A 21,244-nucleotide genomic window follows, 5' to 3' on the forward strand; every position below is an offset into this window, starting at 1 on the left:
GGAAGAAGAGCAATAAAACCGAGGAAAATGCCGACATCGTGAATGGAAAAGTCATTCGGCTCGGTTAACATGCGCGCCAACAATCACTGACAGGGATCTGTTGTGTCTCCGGGCTCTCCTTCGCCGCGTTCGCCTCTGTTACTGGCGCTGATTTTCAGCTCGCCGGCGCTGGCCGACGACTTGTTCCTGGACAGTGAACCGCTGCCGCAAGTGCTCACCGCCACGCGCCTGAAGCAGTCGCCGGCGGCCGTACCGGGAAGCATGACGGTGATCGACAGCGCCCTGATCCACGCCAGCGGTGCCCGCGATATCAGCGAACTGCTGCGCCTGGTGCCGGGGATGATGGTCGGCAACATCAGCGGCAACCAGGCCGCGGTGAACTACCACGGTACCAACGCGACTGAAGCGCGACGCATGCAAGTGCTGATCGACGGGCGCTCGGTGTATCGCGCCGGCCTGGCCACCGTGGACTGGAGCGACATTCCGGTGGCCATGGAGGACATCGAGCGCATCGAAGTCTTTCGCGGGCCGAATACCGTCAGCTACGGCGCCAACGCCCTGATGGCAGTGGTCAACATCATTACCCGGCGGCCGGCCGACAGTCACGGTACGCGCATGAAGGTCACCCGGGGCCAGCGCGGCATCAACGACTTTTACGCCAGCCAGGGCCTGGGCTGGGAAGACGGTGACATGCGCCTGTCCCTGTCCGGCCAGCAAGACGACGGCTTCGACACCGACCGAACCGGCGCGGACTACCATGACAGCCGTCGCCTTGATCGCTTCAATCTCGCCGTCAGCCAGAGCCTCGACGAACGGCAAAGCCTCGACTGGCAGTTGAATGCCAAGGACGGCACCAACCAGCGACCCTATACCTACCGGCCGGTGTTCCCGGGGATTACCCGCGCGGGCAACGACTCCGACGTCACCGCCAAGGACTACGCCGGTTCATTGCGCTGGAATCTGGACATCAATCCCGACCACAGCCTGTATATCCAGGGTTCGGCCCAACACTGGGATCGCCAGCAAACCTGGCGCGCCTGCGATGCTGAAATATCCTTCAGCCCGCAACTGACCGAACTCTGGCAATTGAACCCGAACTACACCGAACGCCTGGCCCGCAATATCACGCGTTTCATCGGCCCTGGCGCGCCGGCCGGCACGCCCGCCGAGCAGGCGCTGGCCAATCAGGTGCTCGATCAATGGCGTAACGGCGCGAGCCAGACCGTTTGCGGCGACATCGACCAGAGCACCCGAGAGTCGCGCTACGACCTCGAACTGCAGGACACCCTGAGCCTTGCCGATAACCTGCGGCTGGTCAGCGGTTTGAACTATCGTTACGACCGGGCCGATTCCGAGACTTACTTCAATGGCACGCTCGATGACACCATCTGGCGGGCGTTCGGCCAGTTCGAGTGGCGTGCCACCGAACACTGGTTGCTGCAAGGCGGTGCCATGTTCGAGGACACCCGATTGATCGGCAGCTCACTGACACCTCGCATGGCGGTCAACTACCTGATCAATCCGCGCCATGGCTTGCGTGCGGTGTACTCCGAGGCCGTCCGTTCGCCGGACATGTTCGAGAACAACGTCAACTGGAGTTATCAGGTCACCAACCTCAAGCCCGGCGCCTTTGGCCAATCCAGCGCCCGCTATTTCGTCAAGACCCGTGGCCCCGGCGACCTCGATCAAGAGCACATGCGCTCCCGGGAGCTGGGCTACAACGGCTATTTTCCCGAACCCGGGCTGGCGCTCGACGTGAAGCTGTTCCACGACGAAATCACCGGCATGATCAGTGAACCGCTGCGCAATAATCAGTACATCGCCAGCAACGCCAACAAGGCGCGTTTTTCGGGGGTCGAAACCCAGCTCGACTGGCGTATCGGCAGCCTCGATCGCCTGCGCCTGACCTATGCCTACGTCGATACCGACGCCAGCAATCCGCTGGATGCCAGGCAGACTGCAAGCAATAGTGGCTCGGCCGGATGGCTGCGCGATTGGGGCCAAGGCTGGAACAGTGCGCTTTTCTATTATGGCGATGATGCCCTCAACGGCTACCGCTTCGAACGGGTCGATGTGCGCATCGCCAAACGTATCGCCTTGGGCAAGACCAGCCTTGAACTGGCCGGAGTGCTCCAGCAACGGCTGGACAATCAGCCGACCACCTTCATCGACAACAATTATGACCAGCGCCACGTGATGTACTTCAGCGCGGAGCTGGAGCTTTAAGATGCCGAATCGTCCAGCCTGCGCAATACCGACCCTGGGTCGGCTGCTGGCCATACTCTGCCTGCTGACAAGCGGCCTGCTGGGCAGCCTGGCGAGTAACGCGGCCGACATTTTGCTCACGGGGGCCGAAGACAGCCCGGCTGTGCGGGCGTTTACCCAGGCCCTGAGCGAGTTGCGACCACGCGATAACGTACGCTTCCAGACGCTGGCCAAAATGCCGATACCGGACAAGCTGCCGGAAAACATCCGCTTGATACTGCTCGACCTGCCCAGCCTCGACTGGCGCCTGCAGAACACCCAGGGCCCGGCGACTCTCGTATTGCGCATCAGCCGCCTGCAAGCCCGGCAACGCTTGAACAACACGTTGCCTGCGCGCCTTTGCCTGCTATGGAGCGATCCGCCACTGGACCGCCAGTTACGCTTGACCCGCACCCTGTTGCCTCAGGCCAGACGCATCGGCGTGCTCTACGACACCCACAGTGAATTCCTCTTGAATGAGCTGCGTCAGGCCGCCCTCCCCCTGGGTCTTGAAGTGGTCACCCAGCGCTGGGACAACATTCACGACAGTCGTCCACTACAAGCACTGCTAAGCAAAAGCGACGTGTTGCTGGGATTGGACGATGCCGACCTGTACAACCCGCAAACCGCAAAGAACCTGCTGCTGAGCAGCTACTCGCGGCAAGTGGCGCTGATCGGACCCAACGCCGGATTCGTCAAGGCCGGGAGCCTGGCGAGCACCTATAGCGACCAGAGCGACTGGCTGGCGGTCCTCGACGAATTGCTCGACCGGCCACCGGCCACCTGGCCGCGCACGCTCTATCCCCATCGATTCAAGGTCGCGAGCAATCCGCAGGTGGCACGTTCATTGGGCATCGAACAGATAGACGAAACGTCTGTCGCCACACTGCTGGCTGAAGGAGAACGCCGCCCATGAGCTTGCGCCGTCGCTGGGACATCAACACCCGCACCCAACTCATCAGCCTTGGCCCTGCGCTGCTGCTGACCTTGTTGCTGATCAGTTTCTTCACGTTCGTGCGCATTCAGGATCTGCGTCAGGAAATCACCCACACCGGGCAGTTGATCGCCAATCAACTGGCCCCGGCCACCGAATACGGAGTGATTTCGGGCAACATCGAAGTGCTCGAAACCTTGCTCAAGGCGACGCTGGCCACACCCAACGTGAGCTTTCTGGAAATCCAGGACAGCGCCAACCGGGTTCTGGTGTACGTCGAACAACCAAACGAACACCACAATCGCGCGCTACAACTCGAAGTGTTCCAGGCACCGATACGGCTCCAGCGCATCGCGTTGCACAATGATTTTTTCCAGAGCAGCAAAACCGCCACTGCCGCCCCCACAGAAGACTATCTGGGCCGGGTGATCGTCGGGCTGTCCAACGACGCCTTCAGCCGGCGCCAACAGGAAATCGTGCTCAAGGCGGCCATCCTGGCGCTGTTTGCCCTGCTGTTTACCTTCCTCGTGGCCCGGCGCCTGGCGGGCAGCCTGTCGCAACCGATCCGTGATATCGGCAATGCCGTCAAGGCGATCCAGGAAGGCGACTACAAGACACCGCTGCCCATAGTCGACGACACCGAGCTGGGGGCGCTGTCGCAACACATCAACAACCTCGCCAGCGGTCTCGAGCAGGCCAGCCGCGAACAGCATCAGGCCATGGCGCAACTGATCCAGACCCGTGAAGAAGCGGAAAAGGCCAACAACGCAAAATCCGATTTCCTCGCCATGATGAGCCATGAACTGCGCACGCCGATGAATGGCGTACTGGGCATGCTGCAGTTGCTGGAAACCACCGACATGACCGAGGAACAGGTGGAGTATGCGGCGCTGGCCTCGGAGTCCACCGAGCACTTGCTCAAGGTCATCAACGACATCCTGGATTTCTCGCGGATTGAACGTTCAGAACTGGAACTGGAGCACATTGCGTTCAACCTCGCCGATCTGATCGGCAGTTGCGCCCAGTCGTTCCAGCACAGCGCCGCGCAACGCCGTCTGGACCTGCAACTGATGGTCCCCGAAGACATGCGCGGCTTGCAGGTCAAGGGCGACCCGACGCGTATCCGGCAGATACTGGTCAACCTGGTTGGCAACGCGCTGAAGTTCACCGAAAAGGGCCGCGTCACCATCGAGGCGCAGTGGCAGTCGCTGGACCACGAGTTGCTGTGGTTCACCTGCACCGTGCGCGACAGCGGCATCGGCATCCCGGCGCAAAGCCTGGAATTGATGTTCAACGCTTTCCAGCAGGCCGACAGCTCTATCTCCAGACGCTACGGCGGCACGGGGCTGGGCCTGCCGATAGCCCGTACCCTGGCCGAACGCATGGGCGGCACCTTGCGCGCGCAGAGTGAGGAAGGCCGCGGTTCGGTGTTCACCCTGGAAATTCCCCTGGCACTGCACCAGCAGACACAACCGCTGTTGCCCCCTCGCGCGCAATCGCGCAACAGCAACGGCGAAGGGCGCAATGTGCTGTTGGTCGAAGACAACCCGGTCAACCAGACGGTCATCGAAGCCATGTTGCGCAGCCTGGGCTTCAAGGTCAGTGTCGCCGCCGACGGCGCGCAGGCGGTACGCAGTGCCGAAAGCCTGATTTTCGAAGCGATCCTGATGGATTGCCGCTTGCCGATCATCGATGGCTATGAAGCCACCCGACAAATCCGCAAGCTACCCGGTTGCACCGACCTGCCGATCATCGCCCTGACCGCCAACGCCTTGCAGGGCGATCGCGAAGCCTGCCTGTCGGCGGGGATGAACGATTACCTGGCCAAGCCGTTCAAACGGACTGATCTGCAGCAAATTCTGCAACGTTGGGTGCAGTAGTACAGGCCTTTCGACCATCTGTGACTGGCGTGAAAGGCGAAAGTGCGGCAGTCTTAGGCACCCGAACAGGCCCGAAAAGGGGCTTGAATAAAAATTTCAGTGCACAAGTGTACATTCATGTCCTTGGTGCTGTGACTTTCACCACAACGCAATAGTCTATGAGTAGGCTGCCGGTTCGAGGCATGAACGCTTCGATCGGCCGGGAAGATTTGCCCCACCTGCCGCATGGGACTATTGAGGAGCTCGCATGACCAAACAAAACGCCTTTACCCGGGAAGACCTGCTGCGCTGCAGTCGCGGTGAGCTGTTCGGCCCTGGTAACGCGCAACTGCCCGCCCCGAACATGCTGATGGTTGATCGCATCACCCTGATCAGCGAAGAAGGTGGCAAGTACGGCAAAGGTGAATTGGTCGCCGAGCTGGATATCAATCCGGACCTGTGGTTCTTCGCCTGCCACTTCGAAGGCGATCCGGTGATGCCGGGCTGCCTGGGCCTCGACGCCATGTGGCAACTGGTAGGCTTCTTCCTGGGCTGGCAAGGCTTGCCGGGCCGTGGCCGTGCGCTGGGTTCGGGCGAAGTGAAATTCTTCGGCCAGGTCCTGCCGACCGCCAAGAAAGTCACCTATAACATTCATATCAAGCGCGTCCTCAAGGGCAAGCTGAACCTGGCCATCGCCGACGGTTCGGTCACTGTCGACGGTCGCGAAATCTATACCGCCGAAGGCCTCCGGGTCGGCGTGTTCACCTCCACTGACAACTTCTAAGGGTTATCCGCATGCGCCGCGTCGTTATCACTGGTCTGGGCATCGTTTCTTGCCTGGGCAATGACAAAGAGACCGTCTCCGCTAACCTGCGTGCAAGCCGCCCTGGCATCCGGTTCAACCCGGAATATGCCGAAATGGGTCTGCGTAGCCAGGTTTCCGGCTCCATTGACCTCAACCTTGAAGAACTGATCGATCGCAAGATCTATCGCTTCGTCGGCCACGCGGCAGCTTATGCCTACCTGGCCATGAAAGACGCCATCACCGACTCCGGCCTGACCGAAGAACAGGTGTCCAACCCGCGTACCGGCCTGATCGCCGGTTCCGGTGGCGCATCGACCCTGAACCAGATGGAAGCGCTGGACATCCTGCGCGAGAAAGGCGTCAAGCGCGTCGGCCCATACCGCGTCACGCGGACCATGAGCAGCACCGTTTCGGCATGCCTTGCCACTCCGTTCAAGATCAAGGGCCTGAACTACTCCATCGCTTCTGCCTGCGCCACCAGTGCTCACTGCATCGGTACCGCCATGGAACAGATCCAGATGGGCAAGCAGGACATCGTCTTCGCCGGTGGCGGTGAAGAAGAGCACTGGAGTCAGTCGTTCCTGTTCGACGCCATGGGCGCCCTGTCCAGCAAGCGCAACGACACCCCGGAAAAAGCCTCCCGTGCCTACGACGCTGACCGTGACGGTTTCGTCATCGCCGGCGGTGGCGGCATGGTCGTGGTTGAAGAACTGGAACACGCTCTGGCCCGCGGCGCCAAGATCTATGCGGAAATCGTTGGCTACGGCGCGACCTCCGACGGCTACGATATGGTTGCCCCTAGTGGCGAAGGCGCGATCCGCTGCATGCAGCAGGCGCTGTCCACCGTCGACACCCCGATCGACTACCTCAACACCCACGGCACCTCGACCCCGGTCGGCGACGTCGCGGAAATGAAAGGTGTGCGTGAAGTGTTCGGCGACAAGGCACCGGCCATCAGCTCCACCAAGAGCCTGTCGGGTCACTCCCTGGGCGCCGCCGGCGTTCATGAAGCGATCTACTGCATGCTGATGATGGAAGGCAACTTCATTGCCGGCTCCGCCAACATCGACGAGCTGGACCCTGAAGTGGCCGACCTGCCGGTGCTGACCAAGACCCGCGAAAACGCCACCATCAACACCGTGATGAGCAACAGCTTCGGTTTCGGTGGCACCAACGCCACCCTGGTACTGAAGCGCTGGCAGGGCAAGTAATACCCCGCCATAACGCCGCACAAGAAAACGCCCCGACTGGTTCGGGGCGTTTTTTTTTGCCTTGAGAAAACCCTCTGAAGATGAAGCTTTTGTCATGAAACCAAATGCCCTGCGACTGAATGTCGCGGATTCCGCGGGCTGCAGCACTGTTGCCGTTTTTGCAAAAAACCCTTACCAAACCCAATCATTTACTTAGCAAGCTACCAAACTCTATAACAGAGTCCTGCACACGCCTTGCTGCAGATAACAGAGATTGGAGCTAGCAGATGACTGTAAAAGTAACTGAACGCGACGATTCACATAAATCCCACGAGGGTGTAGCCGCCGGTATCCGGATCTGGGACGTGCATCAACAAGACCTGCTGGTCGGGATGTTCCACTCCGAGACCGACGCGCAAAACTACAGGGCCGAACTGGAAATGCTCGAGCGCAAACGCGAGCTCGCAACCGGTTGAGGACAGACTCTACAGACTTGCAGCTTGCCCCCCCCCACGCAGGGGCAGGCTGCAACCGGGCCACTTGGCTCAGGTAATGTGAACAGCCGCCAAATGAAGGGAGTCGTCGATCACCAGCGCAGGGACAACACTGACGATCCGCCCCGCTTCAAGTTTCACCACCTCGCATTCACCGTCGCCCGCGCCGTCATTACGGATCGCGTACTGGAGCGAAGACGGATGCAGTTTGCCGTAGTTGAATTTCATGCCGCAGGCAATCAGAAAATCGATCTTCGCCCCCGTCAGTTCAATTTCCTTGTCCCGCTCACCGTCTTTCAACTCTGCATAATCGAGACATAAATTGATACTGAATGGGCAGCCCGGAACGAGGCTGTTAATAAACATCCCTTCATATCCACCAAAATAACTATGCTCGGCCCGCACACTACTCACTGCCTTTACCCTGACTACAACCTCGTCAAACAACTTAAATAACCAATAGCCGTCTTCATCGCCAACATGGTTGCCGAAATCGATACCTGATACATAGCGTTTCGGCCACATCGACATCAATGGCATATCGACCTCATATTCCTTGTTGGTAATTGTCAGCATGTAATTGATAACATCGTAGTAACTCGACTCCCCCTCTCCTACCTTGATAAGCGTCGCACAGCTTCCCGCCAGCAAAACGATCTTGCCGTATTGCTCCATTGGTAGTTCGCTGATCAACAGCGTCACACACTCAGGTACCTTCTCCAGGTATGCAGAACTCAGCTCGTGCAGTTCTTCTTCACTGCGGATCTGGTGCCAGGGAATATTCCAGAAAAACTCAGGCAGGGTAAAGAAAACACACGCAGTCTCACCATGTTTCTCACGGGCGGTCTTAGCAGCGATCTTGATTTTTCGGCGCACCAGGTAAGCGCGCTCGGCCAGTTCACTGTCCAGATAATCGAGAATGGATTGTTCGGGCATTCGCGGGTGCGACAACTGCGATTTGAAAGTGGGTTGACGTAACGAAGCGATACTTACCAGCATCAAAGATATCCTTATCCATTTAAATTCATTCCATTAGTTCCTCCCGCCAAACAGCTAACCACTCATTCAAGAGCGATTATTTTTGGCAAAAGAAAACCCGAAAGATCGTATCGATACGAGCTTTCGGGTTCAAATTTTTAATCCTGCAAAGTACTAGCAAATATTTAGTACTGGCGAACTATTTACCACATCAGATCATCAGGGATCTTGTAGGCCGCGTACGGATCGTCCTCGACGCTGACTTCTTCGGTCTGCACATTCAACTGCACGATGCGTTGCGGGTCACGCTCCTGAATCTTCAGCGCCGCCTCGCGCGGAATCACTTCGTAGCCGCCGGCGTGATGCACGATGGCCAGAGAACCGCTGCTGAGCTTGTTGCGCATCAGGTTGTTGACGCAGATGCGCTTGACCTTCTTGTCGTCGACGAAGTTGTAGTAATCCTCGGTCGTCAATTTCGGCAGGCGCGAGACTTCGATCAATTGCTTGACCTGCGCGGCACGGGCCTTGGCCTCGGCCTTTTCCTGCTGCTGGCGGTTGAGTTCCTGGTCGCGCTTGACCTTCTCGGCCATGGCTTCCTGTGCCGCCCGCTGTTGGGAGTCATCCAGTTCGATCTGGCCTTTGTGGGCCAGGCGTTGCTGTTTCTGCTTGTCTTTGCTGACCTGCTTGGCCTGCTTCTGGTTGACCAGCCCTGCTTTGAGCAACTGGTCGCGAAGGGAAATGCTCATGGTGCTTATTACTCACTTAGGCCACTGCTCAACCGCAGCTGGGCAAATTCTTTTCCTGACGTTTGGCTTCGCCCCACAAGGCGTCCAACTCTTCGAGGGTGCAATCTTCCATGGGACGGCGGGTGTCGCGCAATGCCTGTTCGATAAAACGAAAGCGTCTTTCAAACTTGCCGTTGGCGCCACGCAGTGCGGTTTCCGGATCAACCTTGAGATGCCGCGCCAGATTCACCACGGAGAACAGCAGGTCACCGATCTCGTCGGCCACGGCCTCGGGATCATTTTCCGACATGGCTTCAAGGACTTCATCGAGCTCCTCACGCACTTTGTCGAGCACCGGCAAGGCGTCCGGCCAGTCGAACCCGACCTGCCCCGCGCGCTTTTGCAATTTCGCCGAACGTGACAACGCCGGCAATGCAGCGGGGACGTCATCGAGCAATGACAGCTGTTCGGGCGCCGAGGACTTCTCTGCACGCTCCTCGGCCTTGATCTCTTCCCAACGCTGCTTGACCTGCTCTTCGCTCAGGCGCGGGACATCCAGTGGCGCATAGAGATCGCCCGTAGGGAACACATGCGGGTGACGACGGATCAGCTTGCGGGTGATGCTGTCGACCACGCCATCAAATTCGAAGCGCCCTTCTTCCCGGGCCAACTGGCTGTAATACACCACCTGGAACAACAGGTCACCGAGTTCACCCTGCAAGTGATCGAAATCACCGCGCTCAATGGCGTCGGCGACTTCGTAGGCTTCTTCCAGAGTGTGGGGGACGATGGTGGCGTAAGTTTGCTTGATGTCCCACGGGCAACCGTACTGCGGGTCGCGCAGGCGGTTCATCAGGTGAAGCAGGTCTTCAAGGCTGTGCATCGACAATCTCATTTAGACGCAGGCCCCTGTAGGAGCTGCCGCAGGCTGCGATCTTTTGATGTTAAAAAACAAGATCAAAAGATCGCAGCCTGCGGCAGCTCCTACAAGGGTGCCGATCATGGCGTACGGTTACGCCGGGTTTCGATGATGTTCGGCAACTGGGAAATCCGCCCCAACAACCGCCCCAACGCATCCAGCCCCGGAATCTCGATGGTCAGGGACATCAACGCAGTGTTGTCCTCCTTGTTCGAGCGAGTGTTGACCGCCAGCACGTTGATTCGCTCATTGAGCAAGACCTGCGAGACATCACGCAGCAACCCGGAACGGTCGTAGGCGCGGATGACGATGTCCACCGGATAGGTGAGCACCGGCACCGGGCCCCAACTGACCTGGATGATCCGCTCTGGCTCACGCCCGCTCAGTTGCAGCACCGAGGCGCAGTCCTGGCGGTGAATGCTCACCCCGCGGCCCTGGGTGATGTAACCGACGATGGCATCTCCCGGCAGCGGCTGGCAGCAGCCGGCCATCTGGGTCATCAGGTTGCCGACGCCCTGGATCTGGATATCGCCGCGCTTGCCCGGTTTGTAGCCAGTGGCCTTGCGCGGTATGAGTTCAAGCTGTTCGTTGCCACGCTCCGGCTCGACCAGTTGCTGCGCCAGGTTGACCAGTTGCGCCAGGCGCAAGTCGCCAGCACCGAGGGCCGCGAACAGGTCTTCGGCGGTTTTCATATTGGCCTTGTCGGCCAGCTTGTCGAAATCCACCGCCGGCAGACCGAGGCGATTTAGCTCGCGCTCAAGCAGCGTTTTACCGGCCGCGACGTTCTGGTCACGAGCCTGCAACTTGAACCAGTGAACGATCTTGGCCCGTGCCCGCGACGTGGTGACGTAGCCCAGGTTCGGGTTCAGCCAGTCGCGGCTCGGGGTGCCGTGCTTGCTGGTGATGATCTCGACCTGTTCACCGGTTTGCAGGCTGTAGTTGAGCGGCACGATGCGCCCGTTGATCTTGGCGCCACGGCAGTTGTGACCGATTTCGGTGTGGACGCGGTAGGCGAAGTCCAGCGGGGTCGCGCCCTTCGGCAAGTCGATGGCGTGACCGTCCGGGGTGAAGATGTAGACCCGGTCCGGCTCGATATCGACCCGCAGCTGTTCCGCCAGGCCACCGATGTCGCCCAGCTCTTCGTGCCATTCGAGCACCTGGCGCAGCCAGGAGATTTTCTCTTCGTAATGATTGGAGCCGGACTTGACGTCGGTGCCCTTGTAGCGCCAGTGCGCGCAAACGCCGAGTTCGGCTTCTTCGTGCATCGCATGGGTGCGGATCTGCACTTCCAGCACCTTGCCCTCGGGCCCGATTACCGCCGTGTGCAGCGAGCGATAGCCGTTTTCCTTGGGGTTGGCGATGTAGTCGTCGAACTCTTTCGGGATGTGTCGCCACAGGGTGTGAACGATGCCGAGCGCGGTGTAGCAATCGCGCATTTCCGGCACCAGCACGCGAACGGCACGCACGTCGTAGATCTGGCTGAACTCCAGACCCTTGCGCTGCATTTTGCGCCAGATCGAATAGATGTGCTTGGCCCGGCCGCTGATGTCGGCATCGACACCGGTGGCCTGCAATTCGTTTTTCAGCTGGCTCATCACGTCGCTGATGAAACGCTCGCGATCCAGTCGCCGCTCATGGAGCAACTTGGCAATCTGCTTGTACTGGTCGGGCTCAAGGTAACGGAAGGACAAGTCTTCCAGTTCCCACTTGATGTGACCGATACCCAGGCGATGGGCCAGCGGTGCGTAGATGTCGAAGACTTCACGGGCCACGCGGTTGCGTTTTTCGTCGTCGGCGGTTTTCACCGCGCGGATCGCGCACGTGCGTTCGGCCAGCTTGATCAGGGCGACGCGAACGTCGTCAACCATGGCCACCAGCATTTTGCGCAGGTTTTCCACCTGGCCCTGAGTGCCCAGCACCAGGGATTTGCGCGGGCTCAGGCTGTCGCTGATCGCGGCCATGCGCTGCACGCCGTCGATGAGTTTGGACACCACCGGACCGAAGCGCTGGCTGACGGCCGGCAACTTGATCTGATTTTCGCGCACGCCTCGATACAGGATCGCGGCGACCAAGGAGTCCTGGTCGAGCTTGAGATCGGCGAGGATCTCGGCGATCTCAAGCCCGGTACGGAAAGTCGAGTTACCTTCCGACCACAGATTCTGTGCCGCATTGGCTTGTTGTTCGGCCTCCCGAGCGTACTCGCAGGCCTCTTTCAAGGCTTCGCGATCCAGTGCCAGATCGACACTGACCGCATGATCGAGCCAAGCCTCGAGATTGATACTACCGTCGGTGTTGATCGGCTGGTGTGCTCTCACCTGTACCATCTTGCTTACCTTCCCTACGACGCAGATTCAATGCGTCAAATCGCTGACCTTCGTTGCCCGTGCGCCCACGTCGGGCTGGGTGCGCGGCTGCACGGGCGGGCCAGTCGGACCAGACGAGCATCCTAGCTCGCTTCAAATAACGCCATGGCCTCGACATGTGCCGTTTGAGGAAACATATCGAGAATCCCGGCACGTTTTAACCGGTAGCCCTGCTTGATCAATTCGACCGTGTCGCGCGCCAGAGTTGCAGGGTTGCACGACACATACACCAATCGCTCGGCGCCAAGGCTCTTGAGCTTGCGCACGACCTCGAAAGCACCGTCACGCGGTGGGTCCAAGAGTACCGCACAAAAGCCTTCGGCGGCCCATTCGGCGCCTGTCAAAGGCTGGGATAAATCGGCCTGAAAAAACTTCGCGTTATGCAGATTGTTGCTAGCCGCATTCGCCGCGGCCCGATCGACCATCACCTGCACGCCTTCGACCGCCACCACTTCACGAGCGGCCTTGGCCAGCGGCAAGGCAAAGTTGCCCAGGCCACAGAACAGGTCGAGTACCCGCTCATCCGCTGTCGGCTTCAGCCAGTCCAGCGCCTGGGCGACCATCGCTTCGTTAACGGCGGCGTTGACCTGGATGAAATCCCCTGGACGATACGCCAACTCCAGGTCCCACTGCTCAAGGCGATAGCCCAACGACTGATCGGCCTCGACCGGTTGCGGTTCGCCGTCGCCATGCAGCCACAACTGGGCTTCATGGAACGCACAGAATTCCTTGAGGATCGTCAGGTCGGCGTCGGACAACGGTGCCATGTGCCGCAGCAACACAGCCAGCGTCGAGCCACTGAACAACTCCACATGCCCGAGCGCCTGGGGTTTGCTCAAGCGCCGCAGCATCTGGGGCAAGCGGGCCATGATCGGTTGCAAGGGCTGTACCAGCACCGGGCAGTCATCGATGCCCACGATGTCCTGACTGCCGGCGGCACGGAAACCGACTTCGAGTTTTTTCGCCTTCATGTCCCAGCGCACAGCGACTCGGGCACGACGCCGGTAAGCGAATTCCGCACCGCTCAATGGCGCTGCCCACTCTTCGGGTTCGACGCCCGCGACCCTCGACAACTGCTCGGCGAGCATGCGCTGTTTCAGGGCAAGCTGTTCGTTGTGGGGCAGATGCTGCACGCTGCAACCGCCGCAGCGGCCGGCATGGGCGCACGGTGCAGGCCGGCGTAACTCACTGGCCTTGAACACACGCTCAGTACGCGCCTCGACCACTTTGCCGTGGGCACCGAGCACCCGCGCCTCGATCTCTTCACCGGCCAATGCGCCGATGACGAACCAGGTGCGGCCTTCGAAAAACGCGATACCGCGACCGTCATTGGCCAGGCGCTCGATGGTCAGGCGCTGCTTTTTGCCGGTCGGGACTTGCGGGGCCTTGCTGCCGCCAGTGGGCTGGAAGCGCAGGCCTCTTTCATGTTTGGCCATCAGTTGGGCGCGTCGAAAATGCCGGTCGACAGGTAACGGTCGCCACGGTCGCAGATGATCGCGACGATCACCGCGTTTTCAACTTCTTTGGACAGACGCAGCATGGCCGCCACGGCACCGCCCGAGGACACGCCACAGAAAATGCCCTCTTCGCGAGCCAGACGACGGGTCACGTCTTCGGCTTCGCTTTGGGCCATGTCGACGATCCGGTCCACGCGGTCGGCCTGGTAGATCTTCGGCAGGTATTCCTGAGGCCAGCGGCGGATACCCGGGATCGCCGAGCCTTCCATCGGTTGCAGACCGATGATCTGCACGTTGTCGTTCTGCTCTTTCAAGTAGCGCGACACACCCATGATGGTGCCGGTGGTGCCCATGGAGCTGACGAAATGGGTGATGGTGCCCTGGGTCTGGCGCCAGATTTCCGGGCCGGTGGTGGTGTAGTGCGCCTCGGGGTTATCACCGTTGGCGAACTGGTCCAGCACCTTGCCGCGACCTTCGGCTTCCATTTTTTGCGCCAGATCACGGGCGCCTTCCATGCCCTGCTCCTGACTGACCAGAATCAGCTCGGCGCCATAGGCCGTCATGGCTGCCTTGCGCTCGGCGCTGGAGTTGTCCGGCATGATCAGGATCATCTTGTAACCCTTGATCGCAGCGGCCATGGCCAGGGCGATCCCGGTGTTGCCCGAGGTCGCCTCGATCAGCGTATCGCCGGCGTGGATCTGCCCGCGCAGTTCGGCGCGGGTGATCATCGACAGCGCCGGCCGGTCCTTGACCGAACCCGCCGGGTTGTTCCCTTCGAGCTTGAGCAATAGGGTATTGCTGGTGGCGCCGGGCAGGCGCTGCAAACGGACCAGCGGAGTGTTGCCGACGCAATCGGCGATGGTTGGGTACTGCAAGGTCATGGCGTATTCGCAATCCAGACTGCGGGGGCGACTATCATACCGGCAAACGTTCCCAGGCCATATCACGCAAAGTGTGGTGCTTATGGTTTATGGGAATAAGCAGATATTTTGCGGTGAACATGAGGGCCTCTTCGCGGGCAAGTCGGATCGCCGCACCGCCGCTCCCACAGGGTACCGGGGTGATCATACGTTTTGCGGTTGGAACACGCCCAATGTGGGAGCGGGCTTGCTCGCGAAGGCGTCGGCACTGGCGCTATTAACATCCGCCAACAAGCGCATATTCAGGCGCAACCCGGTCCCGGTGTTCTGCGCCCACAGCTGTCCGCCCTGACGCTGCACCGCATTGCGGGCGATGCTCAAGCCCAGCCCGAATCCACCGTCCCCCGGCCGCGAACCGTCGAGCCGGGTGAACGGCAGGAAGATCCGCTCCAGATCCGCTTGCGCCACGCCGCCGCCGTGATCTTCCAGCCACAGGTGCCAGAAATCGCCATCACGACGACCACCCAATTGGACAATGCCTGCGGCCGGTGAATGCCGAATCGCATTGCGCAGAATGTTTTCCAATGCCTGGGCCAGGGTGTTGAGATGACCGCGAACCCAGCAGGATGAATCCACCGTGCATTGCAACTGCGTATCGGGCCAGCCACTTTCATAGCAGGCGTTTTCCGTGAGCATTTCCCACAGGGCCTGGATCTGGATCGCTTCGTCGGGCAATCGGGTGCGCTCGGTATCGAGCCACGCCAGTTGCAGCGTGTCTTCCACCAGACGCTGCATGCCATCGACCTCACGCCCGATGCGCTCGCGCAATGGCTCCAGCCCCTGCTCGCTTTCACTGGCCACCCGCAGTCGGCTCAAGGGCGTGCGCAATTCGTGGGACAGGTCGCGCAGCAGTTGCTGCTGCAGGGCTACAGTACTTTGCAGGCGTTCGGACATGTGATCGAACGCCCGACCCAACTCACCCAGCTCATCCGATCGATTGGTGGTCCGGGCCGACAGCCGTACGTTCAGTTGATCGGCACGCCAGGCATTGGCCTGCGCGCGCAAGTGATTGAGCGGGACCACCAACAGGCGATACAGCCCGACGCATAGCAGCAAGGTGAACAATCCCGGAATCACGCCGTTGGTGATCACCCGCCAGAACACCCGATAACGTCCGGGTACAAAGCGTTTGGGTAACTCGATCACAAGGCTGCCGGCGGACGGGTCACCGGGAAACGGTATGCGCATCCACGGCCGACCTTTCTTGTGGATGGGCCAATCGAGGCCGCGCAAAAAGGTCAGGCGTTCGACTTCCTTGTCCGTCAACGATTGGTTGCTCAAGGACTGCAAATCACCACCGATGACACCGACCCAGCCTTTTTCCCGCTGATGCATGCCTTGCAGCCAGTCATCGACACCAGCGCTCTGGCGCTGCTGCCAGACCTGCTCGGCTTCGGCGGCGTAGCGCGCCAGGGTGCCGCGGGCCTCATCGGAGAGGAACTGGTTGCGCTGCTCCATGTAACGGCCCCAGGACCAACTCAGCCAGATCATCAGCAGGCAGAAAGCGACCAATAGACAGGCCAGTTTCCAGAACAGCGAATGCCTGCCGGGCAAGTTACACTTCATCAGCGTGGCTCAGGATGTAGCCCTTGCCCCATACCGTGCGTACTTCGCGCTCGGTGTAGCCAATGGCCTTGAGCTTGCGGCGGATCTGGCTGATGTGCATGTCCAGGCTGCGGTCATGGGCCGCGTAACCGCGTTGCAGCACCTGTTGATAAAGGAAGGCTTTGCTCAGTACTTCGTCGGCGCTGCGGTGCAGCGTCTCCAGCAACCGATACTCGCTGCGGGTCAAGCCACCGGCCTGTTCGCCATAAAAGACCTCGTAGCTTTCATCGTCGAAACGCAGGCTGTCCATCGATGGGGCCGGCACCGCGGGTGCGGGACGGCGGTCGAGTGCCACCCGCCGCAGTATGGCTTCGATGCGTACCCCCAACTCCACCATGCTGAAGGGCTTTGGCAGGTAATCATCGGCCCCCAGGCGAAAGCCGCTGATGCGATCGGCCTCGGCACCGAGGGCCGACATCAACAACACCGGGGTGGAATGGCTCTGGCGCAATTGGGTCAGCACCGCCAGGCCGTCCATGCCTGGCAGCAGAATATCCATCAGCACCACGTCGAAAGCTTCCCTGCGGGCAATATCCAGGCCTTCCCGGCCGTTCTGGCACCAGGTCACCTGAAAACCGCTACGGTCCAGATGCTCATGCACGTAGGCGCCGAGCACAAGGTCGTCTTCGATGGACAGGATTCGGGGGAGACCGGCAGTGATGGGAGCCATGACTATCTGCAAATAATTCTCAGTTGAGCAATTATTCAAGATTGCCTCGCCAGGGGCAACCCACCGTTTGTCCATATCGCCATTAAGTCATTCGGGCCGACGAATGACGGCACCATTTTTACGAGGATTGCCCGCGAGCAAATCGCTACACTGCGCAAGTGGTGCATGGCGGATGCATGTACAGCTCTATAAATAGCGGGATGCAGGAGAGATGCGTGCTCAAGAAACTGGGAATCAAAGGCCGCGTGCTGTTGCTGACCCTATTGCCAACCAGCCTGATGGCGTTGGTGCTGGGGGGGTATTTTACCTGGATGCAACAGGCGGACCTGCACATCCAGCTCATGCAGCGTGGCGAAATGATCGCCGAGCAGTTGGCGCCATTGGCGGCTCCCGCCATGGGCCATCAGGACAACGAACTGCTCGAACGCATTGCCACCCAGGCCCTGGAACAAACCGACGTACGAGCCGTGACCTTCCTGGCTCCTGATCGCACGCTACTGGCCCACGCCGGCCCGACCATGCTCAACCAGCCCCCCTCCGGCAGTGGCACGCAGATGCTGCGCCGCAGTGGCAACGATGCGACCCGCTATTTGCTGCCGGTATTCGGCAAACACCGCAACCTGGCCGGGGACGTGATTCCCGAAGAAGCCGACCGCCTGCTGGGCTGGGTCGAACTGGAACTGTCCCATAACAGCATGCTGTTGCGGGGCTACCGCAGCCTGTTCGCCAGCCTGATACTGATCATTGCGGGACTGACGGGTGCGGCACTGCTGGCCCTGCGCATGGGGCGCACGATCAATCAGCCGCTGAGCCAGATCAAGCAGGCCGTGGCCCAGCTCAAGGACGGTCATCTGGAAACCCGCCTGCCGCCCCTCGGCAGTCAGGAGCTGGACGAGCTGGCCTCGGGCATCAACCGCATGGCCGGCACCCTGCAAAATGCCCAGGAAGAATTGCAGCACAGCATCGACCAGGCCACCGAAGACGTGCGCCAGAACCTGGAAACCATCGAGATCCAGAACATCGAGCTGGACCTGGCGCGCAAGGAAGCCCTGGAAGCGAGCCGGATCAAGTCCGAATTCCTGGCCAACATGAGCCATGAAATCCGCACACCGCTCAATGGCATTCTCGGCTTCACCCACCTGCTGCAAAAAAGCGAGCTCACCCCACGCCAGCTCGACTACCTGGGTACCATCGAAAAGTCCGCCGACAGTCTGCTGGGGATCATCAACGAGATTCTCGACTTCTCGAAAATCGAGGCCGGCAAGCTGGTGCTTGACCATATTCCGTTCAACCTGCGCGACCTGCTCCAGGACACCCTGACCATCCTCGCCCCGGCCGCCCACGCCAAACAACTGGAACTGGTGAGCCTGGTGTACCGGGACACGCCACTGTCACTGGTGGGCGACCCGCTGCGGCTCAAGCAGATCCTGACGAACCTAGTGAGCAATGCGATCAAGTTCACCCGCGAAGGCACCATCGTCGCCCGCGCCATGCTCGAAGAAGAACACGAAGACACCGTGCAGTTGCGCATCAGCATTCAGGACACCGGTATCGGTCTGTCGAACCAGGACGTGCGCGCCCTGTTCCAGGCCTTCAGCCAGGCCGACAACTCGCTGTCGCGGCAACCCGGCGGTACTGGCCTGGGCCTGGTGATTTCCAAGCGTCTGGTCGAACAGATGGGCGGTGAGATCGGCGTCGACAGCACGCCTGGGGAAGGATCGGAATTCTGGATCAGCCTGAGCCTGCCGAAAACCCGCGACGATGCCGAAGACCTGCCCTGCGCGCCCTTGCTCGGGCGACGGGTGGCGGTACTGGAAAACCACGAGCTGGCGCGGCAGGCGTTGCAGCATCAACTGGAAGACTGCGGCCTCAGCACCACACCGTTCAATACCCTTGAAAACCTGACCAATGGTGTCACCGCCGCCCACCAGACCGACCAGGCGATCGAGCTTGCCGTGCTCGGCATCACCAGTAACGACATGCCGCCGGAACGCCTCAACCAGCACATCTGGGACCTCGAGCATCTTGGCTGCAAGGTGTTGGTGCTGTGCCCGACCACGGAACAGACGCTGTTCCATCTTTCCGTGCCCAACCCCCACAGCCAGCTCCAGGCGAAACCGGCTTGCACCCGCAAGCTGCGACGCGCCCTGTCTGACCTGGTCAACCCGCGACCGGTACGCAGCGAGCCGGGCGAACCGTTGTCCAGCCGTGCCCCGAAGGTGCTTTGCGTCGACGACAATCCGGCCAACCTGATGCTGGTGCAGACCCTGCTCGAAGACATGGGCGCCAAGGTGCTCGCGGTGGAAAGTGGTTATGCCGCCATCAAGGCAGTGCAAAACGAGACATTCGATCTGGTGCTGATGGACGTGCAAATGCCCGGCATGGACGGCCGCCAGAGCACCGAGGCAATCCGCCAGTGGGAAAGCGAGCGCCATTGCACACCGCTGCCGATCGTGGCCCTCACTGCCCACGCCATGGCCAACGAAAAACGCGCGCTGCTGCAAAGCGGCATGGACGACTACCTGACCAAACCGATCAGCGAGCGGCAATTGGCCCAGGTGGTGCTCAAGTGGAGCGGCCTGGCGCTGCGCAATCACAGCCCGGAGCGCTCCGGCGATGGGCATGCGGGTGCCCATGACCTGATGGTACTCGACCACGACGAAGGATTGCGCCTGGCCGCTGGCAAGGCTGACCTGGCTGCAGACATGCTGGCGATGCTGCTCGCGTCCCTGGAAGCCGACCGAGAAGCCATCCGCCTCGCTCAGCAAAGCAACGACCACAACGCCCTGATCGAACGGGTCCATCGCCTGCATGGCGCGACGCGTTACTGCGGCGTACCGCAATTGCGTGCGGCCTGCCAACGCAGCGAAACCCTGCTCAAGCAACAGGACCCGAAAGCCAGCGTGGCACTGGATGAGCTCGACCGGGCAATCAATCGCCTGGCTGCCCAGGCGCGCATGAATGCTTGATGCAGCGCAATCGCCAAGGGTTGCCGGCGAGCTAACCTGACGACTGTCGAATGCCGGCTTGCTCAACGGCGCAGGCCACCTTCAAGGAGCACCGCATGCGTACGATTCTTTTCAGCAGCCAGAACTACGACCGCGACAGTTTTCTCGCGGCCGGGCAGCCGGCCGGCATCGAGCTGCAATTTCAGCCTGCGCGCCTGAGCCTCGACACGGTAGCGCTCGCCCAAGGGTATGAAGCGGTCTGCGCGTTCATCAATGATGACCTCGGCGCGGCAGTGCTCGAACGCCTGGCCGCTGGAGGCACGCGCCTGATCGCCCTGCGCTCGGCCGGTTACAACCATGTCGACTTGCCGACGGCAAAACGTCTGGGACTGGCCATCGTACGCGTCCCGGCTTATTCGCCCCACGCGGTGGCCGAACATGCGGTAGCGTTGATCCTCGCACTCAACCGCCGCTTGCCTCGCGCCTACAACCGCACCCGAGACGGGGACTTCAGACTGCAGGGGCTGACCGGTTTCGACCTGGTGGGCAAGACCGTCGGCGTGGTCGGCACCGGTCAGATTGGTGCCACCTTCGCCAAAATCATGAGCGGGTTTGGTTGCCAGTTGCTGGCCTACGACCCCTACCCCAACCCACAGGTCGAAGCCCTCGGCGCTCGCTACCTGAGCCTGCCGCAACTGCTGGCCGAATCGCAGATCATCAGCCTGCATTGCCCGCTCAACGAGCAGAGCAAGCACTTGATCAACCGCGAGTCCCTGGCGCACATGCAACCGGGTGCGATGCTGATCAATACCGGACGAGGCGGCCTGGTGGACACCCCGGCACTGATCGATGCCCTGAAAGACGGTCGCCTGGGTTACCTGGGGCTGGATGTGTATGAGGAAGAAGCGCAGTTGTTCTTCGAGGACCGCTCCGACCTGCCACTGCAAGACGATGTGCTGGCACGGCTGCTGACCTTTCCTAACGTGATCGTCACCGCGCACCAGGCCTTCCTGACCCGCGAAGCGCTGGATGCGATTGCCGCCACCACGTTGCGCAACATTGCAGCCTGGACGGCGGGCACCCCGGAAAACCTGGTGACGGGAGACTGAAACGGATCGAAGGTCATCTGCCTG

At 60.5% G+C, this 21,244-nt stretch carries 16 protein-coding genes; 8 read left to right on the forward strand and 8 right to left on the reverse strand.

What is annotated here, in order from left to right:
* Positions 1-102 precede the first annotated feature (102 nt).
* From ACM6IT_RS12535 to ACM6IT_RS12560, 6 genes are all read left to right on the forward strand, one after another.
* Positions 103-2,226 carry a TonB-dependent receptor plug domain-containing protein gene (locus ACM6IT_RS12535; RefSeq protein WP_414918107.1) on the forward strand — a complete coding sequence of 708 codons (2,124 nt, stop codon included), beginning with the start codon at positions 103-105 and terminating at the stop codon, positions 2,224-2,226.
* Position 2,227: 1 nt separating this feature from the next.
* Positions 2,228-3,160, forward strand: a complete 933-nt coding sequence (locus ACM6IT_RS12540) for an ABC transporter substrate-binding protein (RefSeq protein WP_056727997.1) — start codon at positions 2,228-2,230, stop codon at positions 3,158-3,160.
* A complete protein-coding gene (locus tag ACM6IT_RS12545) occupies positions 3,157-5,058 on the forward strand; it encodes an ATP-binding protein (protein ID WP_414918108.1) in 1,902 nt (633 codons plus the stop codon). Before ACM6IT_RS12540 ends, ACM6IT_RS12545 begins: the two co-directional genes overlap by 4 nt.
* A gap of 247 nt (positions 5,059-5,305) precedes the next feature.
* Entirely contained in the window at positions 5,306-5,821 is a 516-nt protein-coding gene (gene fabA / locus ACM6IT_RS12550; RefSeq protein ID WP_003227150.1) for a 3-hydroxyacyl-[acyl-carrier-protein] dehydratase FabA, read from the forward strand.
* An 11-nt stretch (positions 5,822-5,832) separates the two neighbouring features.
* Positions 5,833-7,053 (forward strand): beta-ketoacyl-ACP synthase I, encoded by a 1,221-nt coding sequence (fabB, locus tag ACM6IT_RS12555; protein WP_046042997.1) that lies wholly within the window; start codon positions 5,833-5,835, stop codon positions 7,051-7,053.
* Positions 7,054-7,319: 266 nt separating this feature from the next.
* On the forward strand, positions 7,320-7,508 hold the full coding sequence (locus ACM6IT_RS12560) for a hypothetical protein (protein ID WP_056728002.1): 189 nt from the start codon (positions 7,320-7,322) through the stop codon (positions 7,506-7,508).
* Between the two features lie 69 nt (positions 7,509-7,577).
* Here the strand turns inward: ACM6IT_RS12560 and ACM6IT_RS12565 are convergent, their stop codons facing one another.
* From ACM6IT_RS12565 to ACM6IT_RS12600, 8 genes are all read right to left on the reverse strand, one after another.
* Positions 7,578-8,525 carry a hypothetical protein gene (locus tag ACM6IT_RS12565; RefSeq protein WP_056728004.1) on the reverse strand — a complete coding sequence of 316 codons (948 nt, stop codon included), beginning with the start codon at positions 8,523-8,525 and terminating at the stop codon, positions 7,578-7,580.
* Positions 8,526-8,707: 182 nt separating this feature from the next.
* Positions 8,708-9,250, reverse strand: coding sequence for a DUF2058 domain-containing protein (locus ACM6IT_RS12570; protein ID WP_056728006.1), 543 nt, complete (start codon positions 9,248-9,250; stop codon positions 8,708-8,710).
* 28 nt (positions 9,251-9,278) lie between these two features.
* Complete coding sequence (gene mazG, locus ACM6IT_RS12575) at positions 9,279-10,112, reverse strand: nucleoside triphosphate pyrophosphohydrolase (RefSeq protein ID WP_414913639.1); 834 nt, start codon at positions 10,110-10,112, stop codon at positions 9,279-9,281.
* Positions 10,113-10,228: 116 nt separating this feature from the next.
* On the reverse strand, positions 10,229-12,472 hold the full coding sequence (relA, locus tag ACM6IT_RS12580) for a GTP diphosphokinase (protein ID WP_056728008.1): 2,244 nt from the start codon (positions 12,470-12,472) through the stop codon (positions 10,229-10,231).
* Between the two features lie 122 nt (positions 12,473-12,594).
* Positions 12,595-13,947, reverse strand: a complete 1,353-nt coding sequence (gene rlmD / locus ACM6IT_RS12585; RefSeq protein ID WP_056728009.1) for a 23S rRNA (uracil(1939)-C(5))-methyltransferase RlmD — start codon at positions 13,945-13,947, stop codon at positions 12,595-12,597.
* Positions 13,947-14,849: a cysteine synthase CysM gene (gene cysM / locus ACM6IT_RS12590; RefSeq protein WP_056728010.1), complete on the reverse strand. Its 903-nt coding sequence runs from the start codon at positions 14,847-14,849 to the stop codon at positions 13,947-13,949. The genes rlmD and cysM overlap by 1 nt, the downstream gene beginning before the upstream one ends.
* Positions 14,850-15,032: 183 nt before the next feature.
* Positions 15,033-16,454 carry a sensor histidine kinase gene (locus ACM6IT_RS12595; protein ID WP_223541050.1) on the reverse strand — a complete coding sequence of 474 codons (1,422 nt, stop codon included), beginning with the start codon at positions 16,452-16,454 and terminating at the stop codon, positions 15,033-15,035.
* Complete coding sequence (locus ACM6IT_RS12600) at positions 16,444-17,163, reverse strand: response regulator transcription factor (protein ID WP_414918109.1); 720 nt, start codon at positions 17,161-17,163, stop codon at positions 16,444-16,446. Before ACM6IT_RS12600 ends, ACM6IT_RS12595 begins: the two co-directional genes overlap by 11 nt.
* Before the next feature lie 215 nt (positions 17,164-17,378).
* On the opposite strand from ACM6IT_RS12600, the gene ACM6IT_RS12605 reads away from it, so the two are divergent.
* Positions 17,379-20,132: a response regulator gene (locus tag ACM6IT_RS12605; RefSeq protein ID WP_414918110.1), complete on the forward strand. Its 2,754-nt coding sequence runs from the start codon at positions 17,379-17,381 to the stop codon at positions 20,130-20,132.
* A gap of 95 nt (positions 20,133-20,227) precedes the next feature.
* A complete protein-coding gene (locus ACM6IT_RS12610; RefSeq protein WP_056728015.1) occupies positions 20,228-21,220 on the forward strand; it encodes a 2-hydroxyacid dehydrogenase in 993 nt (330 codons plus the stop codon).
* Positions 21,221-21,244: the final 24 nt, after the last annotated feature.

This window comes from Pseudomonas sp. IT-P4 (genome assembly GCF_949767755.1).
Taxonomy (GTDB): domain Bacteria; phylum Pseudomonadota; class Gammaproteobacteria; order Pseudomonadales; family Pseudomonadaceae; genus Aquipseudomonas; species Aquipseudomonas monachiensis.

Bases quoted from the DNA above. Each gene is read 5' to 3' on its own strand.
- cysM (WP_056728010.1), bottom strand. From the start codon at position 14,849: ATGACCTTGCAGTACCCAACCATCGCCGATTGCGTCGGCAACACTCCG.
- ACM6IT_RS12595 (WP_223541050.1), bottom strand. From the start codon at position 16,454: ATGAAGTGTAACTTGCCCGGCAGGCATTCGCTGTTCTGGAAACTGGCC.
- ACM6IT_RS12570 (WP_056728006.1), bottom strand. From the start codon at position 9,250: ATGAGCATTTCCCTTCGCGACCAGTTGCTCAAAGCAGGGCTGGTCAAC.
- relA (WP_056728008.1), bottom strand. From the start codon at position 12,472: ATGGTACAGGTGAGAGCACACCAGCCGATCAACACCGACGGTAGTATC.
- ACM6IT_RS12610 (WP_056728015.1), top strand. From the start codon at position 20,228: ATGCGTACGATTCTTTTCAGCAGCCAGAACTACGACCGCGACAGTTTT.
- ACM6IT_RS12565 (WP_056728004.1), bottom strand. From the start codon at position 8,525: ATGCTGGTAAGTATCGCTTCGTTACGTCAACCCACTTTCAAATCGCAG.
- ACM6IT_RS12560 (WP_056728002.1), top strand. From the start codon at position 7,320: ATGACTGTAAAAGTAACTGAACGCGACGATTCACATAAATCCCACGAG.
- fabA (WP_003227150.1), top strand. From the start codon at position 5,306: ATGACCAAACAAAACGCCTTTACCCGGGAAGACCTGCTGCGCTGCAGT.
- rlmD (WP_056728009.1), bottom strand. From the start codon at position 13,947: ATGGCCAAACATGAAAGAGGCCTGCGCTTCCAGCCCACTGGCGGCAGC.
- ACM6IT_RS12540 (WP_056727997.1), top strand. From the start codon at position 2,228: ATGCCGAATCGTCCAGCCTGCGCAATACCGACCCTGGGTCGGCTGCTG.
- ACM6IT_RS12545 (WP_414918108.1), top strand. From the start codon at position 3,157: ATGAGCTTGCGCCGTCGCTGGGACATCAACACCCGCACCCAACTCATC.
- mazG (WP_414913639.1), bottom strand. From the start codon at position 10,112: ATGCACAGCCTTGAAGACCTGCTTCACCTGATGAACCGCCTGCGCGAC.
- ACM6IT_RS12600 (WP_414918109.1), bottom strand. From the start codon at position 17,163: ATGGCTCCCATCACTGCCGGTCTCCCCCGAATCCTGTCCATCGAAGAC.
- fabB (WP_046042997.1), top strand. From the start codon at position 5,833: ATGCGCCGCGTCGTTATCACTGGTCTGGGCATCGTTTCTTGCCTGGGC.